This is a genomic window from Bradyrhizobium sp. SPXBL-04 (assembly GCF_051853035.1).
GTDB classification, from domain to species: domain Bacteria; phylum Pseudomonadota; class Alphaproteobacteria; order Rhizobiales; family Xanthobacteraceae; genus Bradyrhizobium; species Bradyrhizobium zhanjiangense.
Window position 1 is genome coordinate 4,049,741 of record NZ_CP182472.1, and the last position, 14,104, is coordinate 4,063,844.

Sequence of the window (14,104 nt, forward strand, 5' to 3'; positions counted from 1 at the left end):
GAAGCGCAGATGACCCAGCCGAGCTTTGCGACCCACGAGGTCTTCAACCAGTCGCCGCCGTTCGAGAACGTCGACCTGTTCGCGGTGGATCGGCCGCTGGTCGAGGCAGTCAAGGCCAATGGCGGCGCGGCGGCGGAACGCGAGCTGTCGGAGTTCGGCAAGCACTGGGGTTCGGCCGCGATGGCTGATCGCGGGCGCGTCGCGAACGAGAACACGCCAAAACTGCGCACCTTCGATGCCAAGGGCAATCGTCGCGACCAGGTCGAGTTTCACCCCTCTTATCACGAGCTGATGGCGCACAGCGCGCATGCCGGCGTGCACAATTCGACGTGGACGGCGGACGGGAAGCCTGCGGGCGATGCCGCCGAGGTCATCCGCGCGGCAAAATTCTATATCGCCGCGCAAGTCGAGACTGGCCATCTCTGCCCGATCACCATGACGCGTGCCTCCGTGGCCGCGCTGGCGATGCAGCCGGATCTGCTCGCGCGCGTGATGCCGGTGCTGTCGACGAAAAGCTACGATCCCAGCTTCGCGCCGTGGTGGGAGAAGCGCGGCATGACGCTCGGCATGGGCATGACCGAGAAGCAGGGCGGCACCGACGTGCGCGCCAACATGACGCGCGCAGTGCGCGACGGCGATGCTTACCGAATCACCGGCCACAAATGGTTCATGTCGGCGCCGATGTGCGATGCGTTCCTGGTGCTGGCGCAAGCCGACGCTGGGCTGACCTGCTTCTTCATGCCGCGCTTTGCGCCGGATGGCTCGGTGAATGCGATCCAATTCCAGCGGCTGAAGGACAAGCTCGGCAACCGCTCCAATGCCTCCTCCGAAGTCGAATTCGTCGGCGCCTATGCGCAAGCGGTCGGCGAGGAGGGCAAGGGCATCCGCACCATCATCCAGATGGTGCAGCTGACGCGGCAGGATTGCGCGATCGCCTCCGTCGGCCTGATGCGCTCGGGCCTCGCACATGCGCTGCATCACGCCCGTCACCGCAGCGTGTTCCAAAAGCATCTCGCAGACCAGCCCTTGATGCAGGCGGTGCTGTCGGACATGGCGCTGCATGTCGAGGCGAGCACAGCCCTGGTGATGAGGCTCTGCCGCGCCTTCGACCGCACGCCGCACGATGCGGCGGAGGCCGCGTACATGCGCCTGCTGACGCCGGCGATCAAATACTGGACCTGCAAGAGCGCGCCGCCGTTCCTCTACGAGGCGATGGAGTGCCTCGGCGGCAACGGCTATGTCGAGGACGGCATTTTGGCGCGTCACTATCGCGAGTCTCCCGTCAACGCGATCTGGGAAGGCTCGGGCAACGTCATGTGCCTCGACGTGCTGCGCGCGCTCTCGCGCGAGCCGGAGGCGGCGATGGCGGTGCTGCAAGCGCTTGCCGCCGAGACGAAGGGGCTACCAGGGGCAGGAGATGCGGTGGCGTTCATCGGCAAGACCTTCCGCCGCGCCGACGGCGAGCGGGTCGCGCGGCTTGCGGTCGAGAAGCTGGCGTTACTCGCTGCGGCTGCGGCGCTGAACGGCGTGTCACCGCACGATGCCGAACTGTTCGCGAGCACGCGTCTCGCTGCCAATCACCCCAGCATGTACGGTGCCGTGGAGCTCGACAGCGCCGACGTGCGCGCGTTGCTGGAGCGCGCGCTGCCGTGAGTCTCCCTAACGAAAGCATTTTGATGGACTCCGTTAATCCCGATCATCCGCCATTGAGGGTAACGCCTGCGACGCCGCACGTCTGGATGTTCTGGGGCACGGCGCTGTGGGGCCTCCTCATCTTCGTCGCGATGTTCGTCGGGCAGATCGGCGCGATCGTTCTGCTGGTGGCGGAGCGTGATTTGCCCATGGACCTCGCCTCGCTGCAACTCGTCGGCCGTGAGCCCCAGGCGCTGGCGCTGTCGGTCACCATGGGCCTGCCGGCGACGCTGGCCGCGGTCTGGCTTGCCATTCGTATCAAGCAGGCGTCCTTCGTCGATTACCTCGCGCTGCATTGGCCGGCCTGGAGGCAACTGCTGTTCGGCGCCGTGGGGCTCATCCTGCTGGTACTGGCCTGGGAGACGATGTCACGCGCGCTCGGGCGCGAGGCGACGCCGGGCTTCATGGCCGATCTGTTGAAATCGGGCCGCGACAAGGGCGCCGCAATGGTGCTGCTGTTCGCCTTCAGCGTCGCGGCGCCGATGTCGGAAGAAGTCCTGGCGCGGGGCTTCCTCTATCGCGGCTGGTCGGCAAGCTTCCTGCGGGTGCCTGGCGCGATCCTCCTGTCGTCGCTGGTGTGGACGGTCGTGCACCTGCAGTATGACATGTACTTCCTCGCCGAGGTCTTCACCATCGGATTGTGGTTCGGTTACATGCGCTATCGCGCCAATTCGCTCTGGCTCACGACCGTGCTGCATGCGCTCAACAATCTGACCGCAGTGGTGCTGACGATGTGGCTGGGTGTGTGACGGCAGTTGCCCCACGTTCCGTCATGCGAGCGCAAGCGAAGCAATCCAGAATCGTTCCGCGGAGGTATTCTGGATTGCTTCGTCGCAAGGGCTCCTCGCAATGACGAGGTGAGGGAGCTCGCAATGACGAGTCTTAGGCCGCCAGCGCGATCGCCGTTGGCATCGTGATGGCCGCAAAAATCGTCTGCAGCGTGATGATCTGCGCCAGCAGCGGCGCATCGCCGCCCATCTGGCGGGCCAAGACATAGGCGCTGGGCGAGGTCGGCACCGCTGCGCAGATCGCCACGATCGCGAGGCTGTTGCCGGAAAGCCCGAACCAGGCACCGAGCACCAGCGCGAGCGCGGGCATCAGCGCGAGCTTGAAGACGACGCCGATCGCCGCTCCCAGGCTCGGGCGCAAGAGGCCGTCGAGATGCAGGCCGGCGCCGGTGACGAGCAGGCCGATCGCGAGCGAGGAGCGGCTCAGCGCATCCGCCACCTCGTGCCAGAGTTTCGGCAGCGGCAGGTGCGTCAGATTGACGGCAAGGCCGATCACGCAGGCCCAGATCAGGGGATTGCGGATCACCGTCATGACGATGGCGCGTGCGGACTGCTTTTCAGGCGCGGCGTAATGGGCGAGCACCACGACGCTGAGCACGTTGACCAGGGGAATGATCGCGACCATCGCCACGGAGGCGAGCGCCAGCCCGACGTCGCCGAACAGGTTCGCGGCGACCGACAGCCCGACGAAGGTCTGCCAGCGCGTTGCGCCCTGAAAGATCGAGGTGAAGGCGGGGCCGTCGATGCCGAGCCGCGACAAGGCGGGGCGCAGCGCGAGGCACAGCAGCGACATCGCGAGCGCCGACAGCAGTAGCGCGCCGCCGACGCCGGCGACCGGCACCTTGGAGAGGTCGGCCTTCACCAGCGTCTGGATCAGCAGCATCGGAAACAGCACGAAATAGGTCAGCCGCTCCAGTCCGTGCCACTGCGTGTCGAGCCGCATCAGGCTGCGCTTCAGCACGACGCCGAGCACGATGAGGACGAAGACCGGCAGCAGCGCCGCGATGACGACGGCCATGGATCAGTCGATCCCCGGGCTAGCGCGAAGATTGGCGAGGCGGTCGAGCGCGCCTTGCAGGATGAAGATCGCGGCATGCTCGTCGATCACCTCGGCGCGCTTGGCGCGGCTGACATCCATGCCGATCAGCTCGCGCTCGACCGCAGCGGTCGAGAGCCGCTCGTCCCAGAGGCCGATGGGGAGCGCGGTCAGGCCGGCGAGATTGCGGGCGAAGGCGCGCGTCGACTGCGCGCGCGGGCCCTCGCTGCCGTCCATGTTGATGGGCAGGCCCAGCACTAAACCGGTCGCCTTGCGCTCGGCCGCGATTGCGAGCAGTCGGGCGGCATCCTGCTTGAATGCCTTGCGTTGGATCGTCTCGACGCCGGTCGCTAGCCGCCGGTCGGGATCGGACACGGCAACGCCGATGGTCTTGGTACCGAGGTCGAGCCCGATCAGCGCGCCGCGTGCGGGCCAGTGGGTTGCAGCATCGACGAGTGGCAGGATAAGAGCCGGCATGGCCTTAGCGCATATCACGCGTCGCGCTGCGGAGTGAACCCTGGACGTGGATGCACTGACACTATTCGGCCTGTTTGCCTTGACGGCGATGCTGGTCTGCTATGCACTGGAAGACCGCAGCCATTGGTTCGTGCTGCTGTTTGCGGTGTCCCTGCGCACTCGGCTCGGCCTACGGTTTCCTGCAGGGCGCCTGGCCGTTCGGCCTGGTCGAGGCGATCTGGGCTCTGGTGGCGCTGCGGCGGTGGCACCGGAAGGGCTAGCGACGGAAGCTCGTCTTTGGACCCGTCTGAGCCTTTCGAAACCGTGACGCACACATGCGCGAAGATCGATCATTTGTTGCGTAGTTCACACAAGCAAAGCACTCCCCATGACATGATGCCGCGCGCGCGGCAGTCGGCATCAATTGACGCGTTGGTTGTGGCGCGATAGGATTATGAGGCTAAAGTAGTAGGGGGCCCAACCCCGATTTGAACAATCATTGGCAGTGAACGGCAGATCAGGCCGCATTGCAGCCTTGGCGCAATTTTCAGCGTCCGCACGTCGATATTCATCCGAATTTTCGAGAGGTCATCATGTTCATCAAGCCAAGCCTGATCGCGGGCTCAGAAAGGCGATTCAAGCAAGCCGAGTTTTCACCGGAAGCCTTGAACCGGAAATTGGGCGACGGACCGATCGAGATGACGGTCGAGAAGAAACGCCTGCGCCAGCGCCAGCTTTTCGCCGAGACACGGGACGTGCAGGCGGCCGAGATCGGCCTCGAGCGGATCATCCAGGGCAACGATCTCGACAGCATCAACTACCTCGCCAAGGGTACGGCGGCCTCGCGCCCGGTCTGTCGCATCCAGCTCAGGGATATGAGGTCAAATCTGCTCGGCTATGGCTCGGGCTTTCTGATCGGGCCGGGCCTGCTGCTCACGAACCATCATGTCTTCGGCAAGCCGTCCGATGCAGCCAATTCGATCGCCGATTTCAACTACGAACTGGACATTTCGGGACAAGAGCGCGTGCCGGTCAGATTCGGATTCGAGCCGGGCAAATTCTTCTACACTAACGACAGGCTTGATTTCTCGCTCGTCGCGGTGGCGCCGACCTCGCTGTCAGGCGATGAGCACCTCGAGGATTGGGGATGGCTGCCGCTCAGTGGCGCGCCCGGCAAGGCTGACCCTGGCGAGTACCTCACCATCGTCCAGCATCCCAGCGGGCAGATGAAGCAGGTCTGCGTCCGCGAGAACAAGCTGCTCAAATATGTCGGTGACTTCCTCTGGTACAACACCGATACCACGGCCGGCTCGTCGGGCTCGCCGGCGTTTAACCGCTTCTGGCAGGTGGTCGCGCTGCACCACAGCGGCGTCCCGAGGAAGGACGCGCGAGGCCGCACGCTGACCAAGGATGGCAGAGTGTGGGATGCCTCGATGGACGAAACCTCGATCGACTGGATCGCCAACGAGGGCATCCGGATCAGCGCGATCGTCGCCGATCTCAAGGTTTCCGTGGGCTCACATCCTCTGATCAAGCCGGTGCTCGACGAGGAGGAGCCGCCGACCCGGCAGGAGGTCGCGAAAGTCCCGCGTCCGGCCGCCGCAGCTCCCTTCGGAGCGAGTGTCTGGGTCGAGCAGTCTGTCGACGGAAGCTCGCTGGTGGTCCCGATCCGCGTGCCATTGCCAATGTTCAGGAAGGACATTGCTCCGCCGGCGCCCGTTCCGAACCTTGGGGGCAATGGCGGAGCGCCGAACGGCGGCATGCAGAACGGCGGCAAGCCCTTGACCGTCCCGCCGGTCGGCCTGTTGCCTCACATCAGCGCGAAGAACGGCCTGCCCATGGAGGCGGTGCACATCGATCAAAGCACGCTGAAATCGCGGCCCGGCTACAAAGCGAATTTTCTCGGCAGCGGCAAATTTTCCGTCCCCTTGCCGAAGATACCCGCCGCCCTCAAATCCCGGGTTGCGATGTTGAAGGGCAGCTCCAAGCAGTCCGAGCTGAAATATTTCAACTATAGCGTCGTCATGAACAAGGCGCGCAGGCTCGCCTTCTTCAGCTGCGTCAATATCGACGGCGGCGAGCAGCAGGACGTCGGCAAGCGCGAAGGCGATTCCTGGCTGCGCGATCCACGCATCGACGACGAGGCCCAGATCGGCGACGAGTTCTACCGCAAGCAGGCGACGTTCGAGGCCGACCGCAGCAAGAATCCGTTCGATCGCGGTCATCTCGTGCGCCGTCTCGATGCGACCTGGGGCGACACCGTCGCCGCCGCCAAGCAGCATGGCGACGATTCTTTCCATTTCACCAATTGCTCGCCGCAATTCTTCTCGTTCAACCAGGGCAAGCAGCTCTGGGCCGGACTGGAGGATTATACGCGCGATGTCCTGCTCGAAGGCGAGGAGAAGGGCATCGTGATGAACGGTCCGGTCTTCGACGGACCGGATGCCGACGGATCGGATTTGCCCAATCCGGCCGGCAAGTCGCACAAGGATCCGAGCTTCGGTGGCGTTCAAATTCCGAAATACTTCTGGAAAATCCTGATCCGACGCGACGACGACGGTCTCAAGGCGGCGGCATTCCTGATGAGCCAGCGAAAGCAGGTCATGGAGATCGACCGGATCCAGGAGGCGGATCTGCTGGAGCGGTTGTCCGAAGAGGATGTCAGCGTCTTCCAGGTCTCGATCGCAGACCTGACGAAATTGACCAAGCTCGACTTCGGCAATCTCGTCGACGCGGATTCGCACGAGGCGACCTCGGTCGGCCCGCGCCGGATCGAGTCGTATGAGGACATTCGAATATAGGACTTCTATTCCCGAGCATCGGATTGCCACGACGTCATCGCGTCAGGCCGCGATGACGTCTTCATCCTTCTTTAGGCACGCAGCAAAGCCACTGAGCGCGCTGGTTTGATGGCCGGCGCAGCGCTGGATGAAGAGGGTCTCGACGCGCGCGTGCGAGGCGCTCAACGTGTGGATCGACACGTTGCCGTTCATCGCGCTGCATTCGACCACCGCGCGCGGCAGCAGCGTCACGCCCATGTCGGCGGCGACGCAGCCGATCATGCCGTCGAGCGTGCCGAGCTCGAAGCGCGCGGCCGACGGCCAGCCGAATTCGACGAACACTTGCTCGAGCCGCTGACGGTAGGTGCAGCCGGTGCGGAACACCAGCGCGGTCGGGCCGGATTCCGGTGTGCCGGCGCGCAGCTCGGCCAGCGAAGCCCAGCGCCGCGCGCTGACCAGCACCAGCTCCTCCCGGAAGGCGCTCGTCGCGATGAGGTCGGCATGCGCGATCGGGCCCGCGACGAAGGCGCCGTCCAGCGTGCCGTCAAGCACGGCGGCGACGAGGTCGGCGGTCGGCGCGGTGCGCAAGGAAAGTCGCACGGCGGGGAAACGGCGATGGAAGTCCGCCAGCAGCGGTGGCAGCCGCACGGCCGCCGTCGTCTCCATCGATCCGATCGCGAGCGGTCCCTTCGGCTCGCCATCGTCACGCGCGGCGAGCAAGGCTTCGCGCGACAGCGCCGCCATTTTTTGCGCGTAGGGCAGGAGGCGCTTGCCGGCGCCGGTCAGCGTCATGCCGCGGCTGTGACGTTCGAAAAGCGGCGTGCCGATCGCCGCCTCCAGCGCCTTCACGCGCTGGGTGACGTTGGACTGCACCGTGTTGAGCTCTTCGGCCGCGCGGGTGATGCCGCCGGTGCGGGCGACGGCGGCAAAGGTCTGGAGATCGCTGAGTTCCATGGCGCCGTTCCGTTTTTGAGATGGTACCGTTCTCTAGAATTCAATTTTAGAGAATGCTATTCGCGCCTAATCTTCCTGTCCAGAGTGGGAGGACGCATGCCGATCGCGACGTCGCTGACGAACCTTCTTGGGATCAAGCATCCGATCCTGTCGGCGCCGATGGACACCATCGCCGGCAGCCGGCTGACCCGTGCCGTCAGCGGGGCTGGCGGATTCGGCATCCTTGGTGGTGGCTACGGCGACCGTGCCCGGCTTCAGACAGAGGCCGCAGAGCTGAAGGGCTTTGCGCCGTTCGGTATCGGCTTCATCACCTGGAGTCTGGCAAAACAGCCCGAATTGCTCGACATCGCACTCGACGCTCGCCCGCAGGCCATCATGCTGTCATTCGGTGATCCCGCGCCATTCGCGCCGCGCATCAAGGCGGGCGGCGCGCGATTGATCTGCCAGGTGCAGAGCGAGGACATGGCGAAGCAGGGGCTCGATTCCGGGGCGGACATCCTGATTGCACAAGGTACCGAGGCCGGCGGCCATGGCGCATCACGCACCACGATCGACATCGTGCCTGCGATCGTCGATCTCGCGGCAGGGCGCGTGCCGGTCGTCGCGGCCGGCGGTATCGCCGATGGCCGAGGCCTCGCCGCAATGATGATGCTCGGCGCATCTGGCGTGCTGATCGGCACGCGCTTTTATGCGAGCCTGGAGGCCAATGGCGCGGAGGAAGCAAAGCGCCGCATTCGTGAAGCCGATAGCAATGACACCGTGCGCGGCGTCGTGTTCGATTGGTCGCGAAATCTGTTCTGGCCGGCGCCATTTACCGCGCGCTCGCTGGTCAATGATCACATCAAGCGCTGGACCGGTCGTGAGATCGAGTTGATGCAGCGCGCAAGCGAGGTCGCCGTGGAGTATACTGCGGCGAAGGCCGCGGGCAATTTCGAGATTGCTGCGGTTTTTGCCGGCGAGGCGGTCGGCCTGATTCATGACATTCCGTCTGCCGCGGAGATCGTCGAACGCATTGCGGCTGAAGCCGAGCAGCTGCTTGCCGGACGGCGCAACTCGGTGAGAGGTACGCACGCTCTTCCACCCTCCCCTGGAGGGGGAGGGTCGCTTCGCATGTAGCGAAGCGAAATGCGTAGCGGGGTGGGGTGATCTCTCCAGGTGGGCAGTGCCTCCGAGGAGAGACTGTCACCCCACCCCGCTCGCGCTACGCGCGATCGACCCTCCCCCTCCAGGGGAGGGTAAGGAAAACAAGTAGTGAGAGAAGAACCCATGTGGCCTGACCGTCGACTGATCGATCTCTTCAAGACCGAATTCCCGATCGTGCTGGCGCCGATGGCGGGCGTGATGGATGCGGAGCTGGTGATTGCGGCCGCGCAGGGCGGGGCGCTGGGGTCGCTGCCCTGCGCGATGATCTCGGCGGAGAAGGCACGCGAGCAGGTTGGCCTCATCCGCCAGCGCGTGAAGGCGCCGGTCAACATGAACTTCTTCTGCCACACGCCGGTCGAGCTCACGGCCGAGGCGGAGGCGCGCTGGAAGCAGCGACTCGCGGGCTATTACACCGAGCATGGCCTCGATCCCGCCGCGCCGATCGCTGCGGCGAACCGTGCGCCGTTCGATGCTGCCTTCTGCGAGGTCGTCGAGGAGCTGAAGCCGGAAGTCGTCAGCTTTCACTTCGGCTTGCCGGAGCAAACTCTGCTCAAGCGCGTCAAGGCAGCCGGCTGCCTCGTGATCTCGTCCGCCACTACGGTGAAGGAAGCAGTCTGGCTCGAGCAGCACGGCGTCGATGCCGTGATCGCGCAGGGCGCGGAGGCGGGCGGTCATCGCGGCATGTTCCTGACCGACAAGATCGCCGAGCAGCCCGGCACGTTCGCGCTGGTGCCGCAGGTCGTCGACGCCGTGAAGGTGCCTGTCATCGCATGCGGCGGCATTGCGGACGGGCGCGGCATTGCCGCGGCCTTTGCGCTCGGTGCATCCGGTGTGCAGATCGGCAGTGCCTATCTGCGCTGTCCCGAATCCAAGGTCACGGCCGGAGGCCGCAAGGTGCTTGCCGAGGCGGGCGACGAGTCGACCGTCATCACCAATGTCATGACCGGCCGTCCGGCGCGCGGTGTCCAGAACCGCCTGATGCGCGAGGCGGGCCCGGTCTCGCCGGATGCACCTCCCTTTCCCCATGCCGCGACCGCGCTGGGGCCGCTCAAGGCGGCTGCCGAAAAGCAGGGCAGGGTAGATTTCACCAATCTCTGGGCCGGCCAGGCCGTAGCCCTCGGCCGCGAGGTCCCGGCGGCCGAATTGACCCGGGATCTCGCCAAATCGGCGCTGGCCTGCATGAAAGCGCTTGCTGGCTAGCGGGAAGCGCCGGTTGCGGCGCAAAAGCGGCCTCTGCTATACGGCGGTTAGGTTTTGCCGTGAGAGGCCTTATATAATGTCCGTCGACGCCGCTACCGTCCGCCGCATCGCGCATCTGGCGCGCATTGCGGTTTCCGAGGGCGAGGTTCCGCATCTGCAGGGCGAGCTCAACGCCATGCTCGCCTTTGTCGAGCAGCTCTCGGAGGTCAATGTCGAGGGCGTGGAGCCGATGACCTCGGTCACTCCGATGCAGATGAAGAAGCGGCAAGACGTGGTCAATGACGGCGAGATCGCCGACGATATCGTTGCGAACGCGCCTGCGACCGAAGGACACTTCTTCCTGGTGCCCAAGGTCGTCGAGTAATTTAATTCAGGACGTAGTCCGATGTGCCTGCTTTGCGACGATGAGAAGGCCTATCAGGCCTATATGAACTATCTCGACAAGATGGAGCGGCAGGGCAAGGCTGCCGATCCCAACATCGCCGTCAATGCCGTGCTCGACGAGATCGAGGCCGCCGCGAAAGCAGCCGCCAAAAAAGACGACCCGGCCAACGACAAGACCCTGTCTCCGTTCTTCTGCAGCCCGATCAATAAATGACCGATTTGACATCGCTGACGCTCGCCGAGGCCCGCAAGGGCCTCGCGGCCAAGACCTTCACGTCGCTCGAGCTGACCGACGCGCATCTTTCCGCGATCGAAGCCGCGCGCGTGCTCAATGCCTTCGTCATGGAGACGCCGGACCAGGCGCGAAGCATGGCGCGCGAGGCGGACGCCAGGATTGCCAAGGGCGACGCCGGTCCGCTCGCTGGCATCCCGCTCGGCATCAAGGATCTGTTTGCGACAAGGGGCGTGCGCACTACGGCTTGCTCGAAGATCCTCGGCAATTTCGTGCCGACCTATGAGTCCACCGTGACCTCGCAGCTCTGGCGCGACGGCGCGGTGATGCTCGGCAAGCTCAACAATGATGAGTTCGCGATGGGCTCGTCGAACGAGACCTCGTGCTTCGGCCCGGTCGGCAATCCCTGGCGGCGCGACGGCTCGAACACGACGCTGGTGCCCGGCGGCTCATCCGGTGGTTCGGCCTCGGCCGTGGCGGCGCTGCTCTGCATGGGCGCGACCGCGACCGACACCGGCGGCTCGATCCGCCAGCCCGCGGCGTTCACCGCGACCGTCGGCATCAAGCCGACCTATGGCCGCTGCTCGCGCTGGGGCATCGTCGCCTTTGCCTCCTCGCTCGATCAGGCCGGTCCGATCGCGCGCAGCGTGCGCGATAGCGCGATGCTGCTGCGCTCCATGGCGGGTCATGACCCGAAGGACACGACCTCGGTCGACATCCCGGTGCCGGACTACGAGGCTGCGATCGGCAAGTCCGTGAAGGGCATGAAGATCGGCATCCCCCGGGAGTATCGCCTCGATGGCATGCCGGCGGAGATCGAAAAACTTTGGGAAGCGGGCGCGGCCTGGCTCAGGAGTGCCGGCGTCGAGCTCGTCGAGGTGTCGCTGCCGCACACCAAATATGCTCTGCCGGCCTATTACATCGTGGCGCCGGCGGAGGCCTCCTCCAACCTCGCGCGCTATGACGGTGTCCGCTACGGCCTGCGCGAACCGGCTAAGAACATCATCGAACTCTACGAAAACACCCGCGCCGAAGGTTTTGGCGCAGAGGTGAAGCGCCGCGTCATGATCGGCACCTATGTGCTCTCAGCCGGCTATTACGACGCGTACTATTTGCGCGCCCAGAAGGTGCGCACGCTGATCAAGAAGGATTTTGAGGACTGCTTCGCAAAGGGCGTGGATGCCATCCTGACGCCAGCGACGCCGTCGGCAGCCTTCGGCATCGGCGAGAAGGGCGGCGCCGATCCCGTCGAGATGTACCTCAACGACATCTTCACGGTGACCGTGAACATGGCGGGCCTGCCCGGCATCGCCGTGCCCGCCGGCAAGGACGCGCAAGGCCTTCCGCTCGGCTTGCAACTGATCGGCCGTCCCTTCGACGAGGAGACGCTGTTCTCGCTCGGCGAGGTGATCGAGCAGGCCGCCGGCCGCTTCACGCCCGCGAGGTGGTGGTGAATGTCGCGGCGTTCATTGCGAGCCTCGACGGCGCGGCGCCAGCGCCGGAATTGAACGCGCCGCTCGCCGGACTCTGGTGGGCGGCCAAAGGCGACTGGGACCGCGCGCACAAGATCGTCCAGGACGAGAGCAGCCGCGAGGCGGCTTGGGTGCACGCCTACCTGCACCGCGTCGAAGGCGATCTCGGCAATGCCGGCTATTGGTACCGCCAGGCCGGCCAGCCCACAGCAAAGGATTCATTGGAAGCAGAGTGGCAGCGGATCGCGGCCACGCTGCTCGGGAGCAAGACATGAGCACGGCCACGCATAAGCTTCTCAAGGGCGCCACCGGCGATTGGGAGATGGTCATCGGCATGGAGATCCATGCGCAGGTGACCTCGAACTCGAAACTGTTCTCGGCCGCCTCGACCGCGTTCGGCGGCGAGCCGAACAGCCACGTGTCGCTCGTCGACGCTGCGATGCCCGGCATGCTGCCCGTCATCAACGAGGAATGCGTCAGACAGGCTGTCCGGACCGGGCTCGGCCTCAACGCGAAGATCAATCTGCGTTCGGTGTTCGACCGCAAGAACTATTTCTATCCGGACTCGCCGCAGGGCTACCAGATCAGCCAGTACAAGTCGCCGGTCGTCGGTGAGGGCGAGGTGCTGGTCGAGCTCGACGGCGGCCGCAGCGTCACCGTCGGCATCGAGCGGCTGCATCTGGAGCAGGACGCCGGCAAGCTGCTGCACGACCGGTCGCCGACCATGTCCAATGTCGACCTCAACCGCTGCGGCGTGGCGCTGATGGAGATCGTCTCCAAGCCCGACATCCGCGATGCCGAGCAGGCCAAGGCCTATGTGACCAAGCTACGCTCGATCCTGCGCTATCTCGGCACCTGCGACGGCGACATGGAGAAAGGAAGCTTGCGTGCCGACGTCAACGTCTCGGTGCGCAAGCCCGGCGGTCCGCTCGGCACCCGCTGCGAGATCAAGAACATGAACTCGATCAACTTCATCGGCCAGGCGATCGAGTACGAGGCGCGGCGTCAGATCGAGATTCTGGAGGATGGCGGGGCGATCGACCAGGAAACGCGGCTCTATGACCCCAACAAGGGCGAGACGCGCTCGATGCGGTCCAAGGAAGAGGCGCACGACTATCGCTACTTCCCCGATCCCGACCTGCTGCCGCTGGAGTTCAGCCAGGAATTCGTCGACGAGCTGAAGGCTGAACTCCCGGAGCTGCCGGACCAGAAGAAGACGCGCTTCGTCGCCGACTTCGGCCTGTCGGCCTACGACGCCAGCGTGCTCGTCGCCGAGCGCGAGAGCGCAGTGTTCTATGAGACGGTGCTCGACAAGCTTGCCAACCGCGCCCGTGACGGCAAGATGGCGGCGAACTGGGTGATCAACGAGTTGTTCGGCCGTCTCAACAAGGAAGGCCGGGGTATTACGGACTCTCCCGTCAACGCCGAGCAGCTCTCAGGGATCATCGACCTGATCGGCGAGGGCACGATCTCAGGCAAGATCGCCAAGGATCTGTTCGAGATCGTCTGGCAGGAGGGCGGCGATCCCCGCGCGCTAGTGGAAAGCCGCGGCATGAAGCAGGTCACCGACCTCTCGGCGATCGAAAAGGTTGTCGACGACATCATCGCGGCCAATCCCGACAAGGCCGCGCAGGTCAAGGACAAGCCGCAGTCGCTCGGCTGGTTCGTCGGCCAAGTGATGAAGGCGTCCGGCGGCAAGGCCAACCCGCAGAGCGTCAACGAGCTGCTCAAGGCCAAGCTCGGCGTCTAGCCTCGTTGAATGAGGTGACGAACACGCTTCGTCACCTCGCTTTCCGCTCTTGGTGCGACGCTCGCGCGCATCCTCGGCGGTAAACTTCATCCCGATCGACGGTGATGCGGCGGCCGAATCGCCAGCGCGCGATTCGCGCAAAACGGCGGCTTGCACACGCTCAGGCGAGCGTTCGCGCCGTTAAGCATGAAAATTTTTTCGTTGCCAAAAGTCGCGA

13 protein-coding genes and 1 pseudogene are annotated in these 14,104 nt (G+C 64.8%); 11 read left to right on the top strand and 3 right to left on the bottom strand.

Going from position 1 to position 14,104, the window contains the following annotated elements:
- Nucleotides 1-9 precede the first annotated feature (9 nt).
- Both ACNJX8_RS19090 and ACNJX8_RS19095 read left to right on the top strand, forming a co-directional pair.
- The gene (locus ACNJX8_RS19090; RefSeq protein WP_128947109.1) at nucleotides 10-1,653 is read left to right on the top strand and encodes an acyl-CoA dehydrogenase family protein; all 1,644 of its coding nucleotides are present in this window, start codon (nucleotides 10-12) and stop codon (nucleotides 1,651-1,653) included.
- Between the two features lie 23 nt (nucleotides 1,654-1,676).
- Nucleotides 1,677-2,441, top strand: a complete 765-nt coding sequence (locus ACNJX8_RS19095) for a lysostaphin resistance A-like protein (RefSeq protein WP_439361678.1) — start codon at nucleotides 1,677-1,679, stop codon at nucleotides 2,439-2,441.
- Between the two features lie 133 nt (nucleotides 2,442-2,574).
- Here ACNJX8_RS19095 and ACNJX8_RS19100 read toward each other — a convergent pair whose 3' ends face one another.
- Both ACNJX8_RS19100 and ruvX read right to left on the bottom strand, forming a co-directional pair.
- Nucleotides 2,575-3,498, bottom strand: a complete 924-nt coding sequence (locus tag ACNJX8_RS19100) for an AEC family transporter (RefSeq protein WP_128941336.1) — start codon at nucleotides 3,496-3,498, stop codon at nucleotides 2,575-2,577.
- 3 nt (nucleotides 3,499-3,501) lie between these two features.
- The gene (gene ruvX / locus ACNJX8_RS19105) at nucleotides 3,502-3,993 is read right to left on the bottom strand and encodes a Holliday junction resolvase RuvX (RefSeq protein ID WP_439361679.1); all 492 of its coding nucleotides are present in this window, start codon (nucleotides 3,991-3,993) and stop codon (nucleotides 3,502-3,504) included.
- A gap of 46 nt (nucleotides 3,994-4,039) precedes the next feature.
- Between ruvX and ACNJX8_RS19110 the strand changes: the two are divergent.
- A pseudogene (locus ACNJX8_RS19110) lies at nucleotides 4,040-4,253 on the top strand (hypothetical protein).
- A gap of 312 nt (nucleotides 4,254-4,565) precedes the next feature.
- The gene (locus ACNJX8_RS19115; RefSeq protein WP_439361680.1) at nucleotides 4,566-6,773 is read left to right on the top strand and encodes a DNA/RNA non-specific endonuclease; all 2,208 of its coding nucleotides are present in this window, start codon (nucleotides 4,566-4,568) and stop codon (nucleotides 6,771-6,773) included.
- 42 nt (nucleotides 6,774-6,815) lie between these two features.
- Here ACNJX8_RS19115 and ACNJX8_RS19120 read toward each other — a convergent pair whose 3' ends face one another.
- Nucleotides 6,816-7,706, bottom strand: a complete 891-nt coding sequence (locus ACNJX8_RS19120; protein ID WP_128947113.1) for a LysR family transcriptional regulator — start codon at nucleotides 7,704-7,706, stop codon at nucleotides 6,816-6,818.
- A 96-nt stretch (nucleotides 7,707-7,802) separates the two neighbouring features.
- On the opposite strand from ACNJX8_RS19120, the gene ACNJX8_RS19125 reads away from it, so the two are divergent.
- The 7 genes from ACNJX8_RS19125 to gatB all read left to right on the top strand — a co-directional run bounded on the left by ACNJX8_RS19125 (nucleotide 7,803) and on the right by gatB (nucleotide 13,887).
- Nucleotides 7,803-8,822, top strand: a complete 1,020-nt coding sequence (locus ACNJX8_RS19125; RefSeq protein ID WP_439361681.1) for an NAD(P)H-dependent flavin oxidoreductase — start codon at nucleotides 7,803-7,805, stop codon at nucleotides 8,820-8,822.
- Nucleotides 8,823-8,972: 150 nt separating this feature from the next.
- Nucleotides 8,973-10,049: an NAD(P)H-dependent flavin oxidoreductase gene (locus ACNJX8_RS19130; protein WP_439361682.1), complete on the top strand. Its 1,077-nt coding sequence runs from the start codon at nucleotides 8,973-8,975 to the stop codon at nucleotides 10,047-10,049.
- A 76-nt stretch (nucleotides 10,050-10,125) separates the two neighbouring features.
- Nucleotides 10,126-10,413, top strand: a complete 288-nt coding sequence (gene gatC / locus ACNJX8_RS19135; RefSeq protein WP_007611211.1) for an Asp-tRNA(Asn)/Glu-tRNA(Gln) amidotransferase subunit GatC — start codon at nucleotides 10,126-10,128, stop codon at nucleotides 10,411-10,413.
- Between the two features lie 21 nt (nucleotides 10,414-10,434).
- Nucleotides 10,435-10,647 carry a hypothetical protein gene (locus tag ACNJX8_RS19140; protein WP_439361683.1) on the top strand — a complete coding sequence of 71 codons (213 nt, stop codon included), beginning with the start codon at nucleotides 10,435-10,437 and terminating at the stop codon, nucleotides 10,645-10,647.
- Nucleotides 10,644-12,119, top strand: a complete 1,476-nt coding sequence (gene gatA / locus ACNJX8_RS19145) for an Asp-tRNA(Asn)/Glu-tRNA(Gln) amidotransferase subunit GatA (protein ID WP_091896034.1) — start codon at nucleotides 10,644-10,646, stop codon at nucleotides 12,117-12,119. The genes ACNJX8_RS19140 and gatA overlap by 4 nt, the downstream gene beginning before the upstream one ends.
- Complete coding sequence (locus ACNJX8_RS19150; RefSeq protein ID WP_091896038.1) at nucleotides 12,110-12,412, top strand: hypothetical protein; 303 nt, start codon at nucleotides 12,110-12,112, stop codon at nucleotides 12,410-12,412. The genes gatA and ACNJX8_RS19150 overlap by 10 nt, the downstream gene beginning before the upstream one ends.
- On the top strand, nucleotides 12,409-13,887 hold the full coding sequence (gatB, locus tag ACNJX8_RS19155; RefSeq protein WP_439410349.1) for an Asp-tRNA(Asn)/Glu-tRNA(Gln) amidotransferase subunit GatB: 1,479 nt from the start codon (nucleotides 12,409-12,411) through the stop codon (nucleotides 13,885-13,887). Before ACNJX8_RS19150 ends, gatB begins: the two co-directional genes overlap by 4 nt.
- Nucleotides 13,888-14,104: the final 217 nt, after the last annotated feature.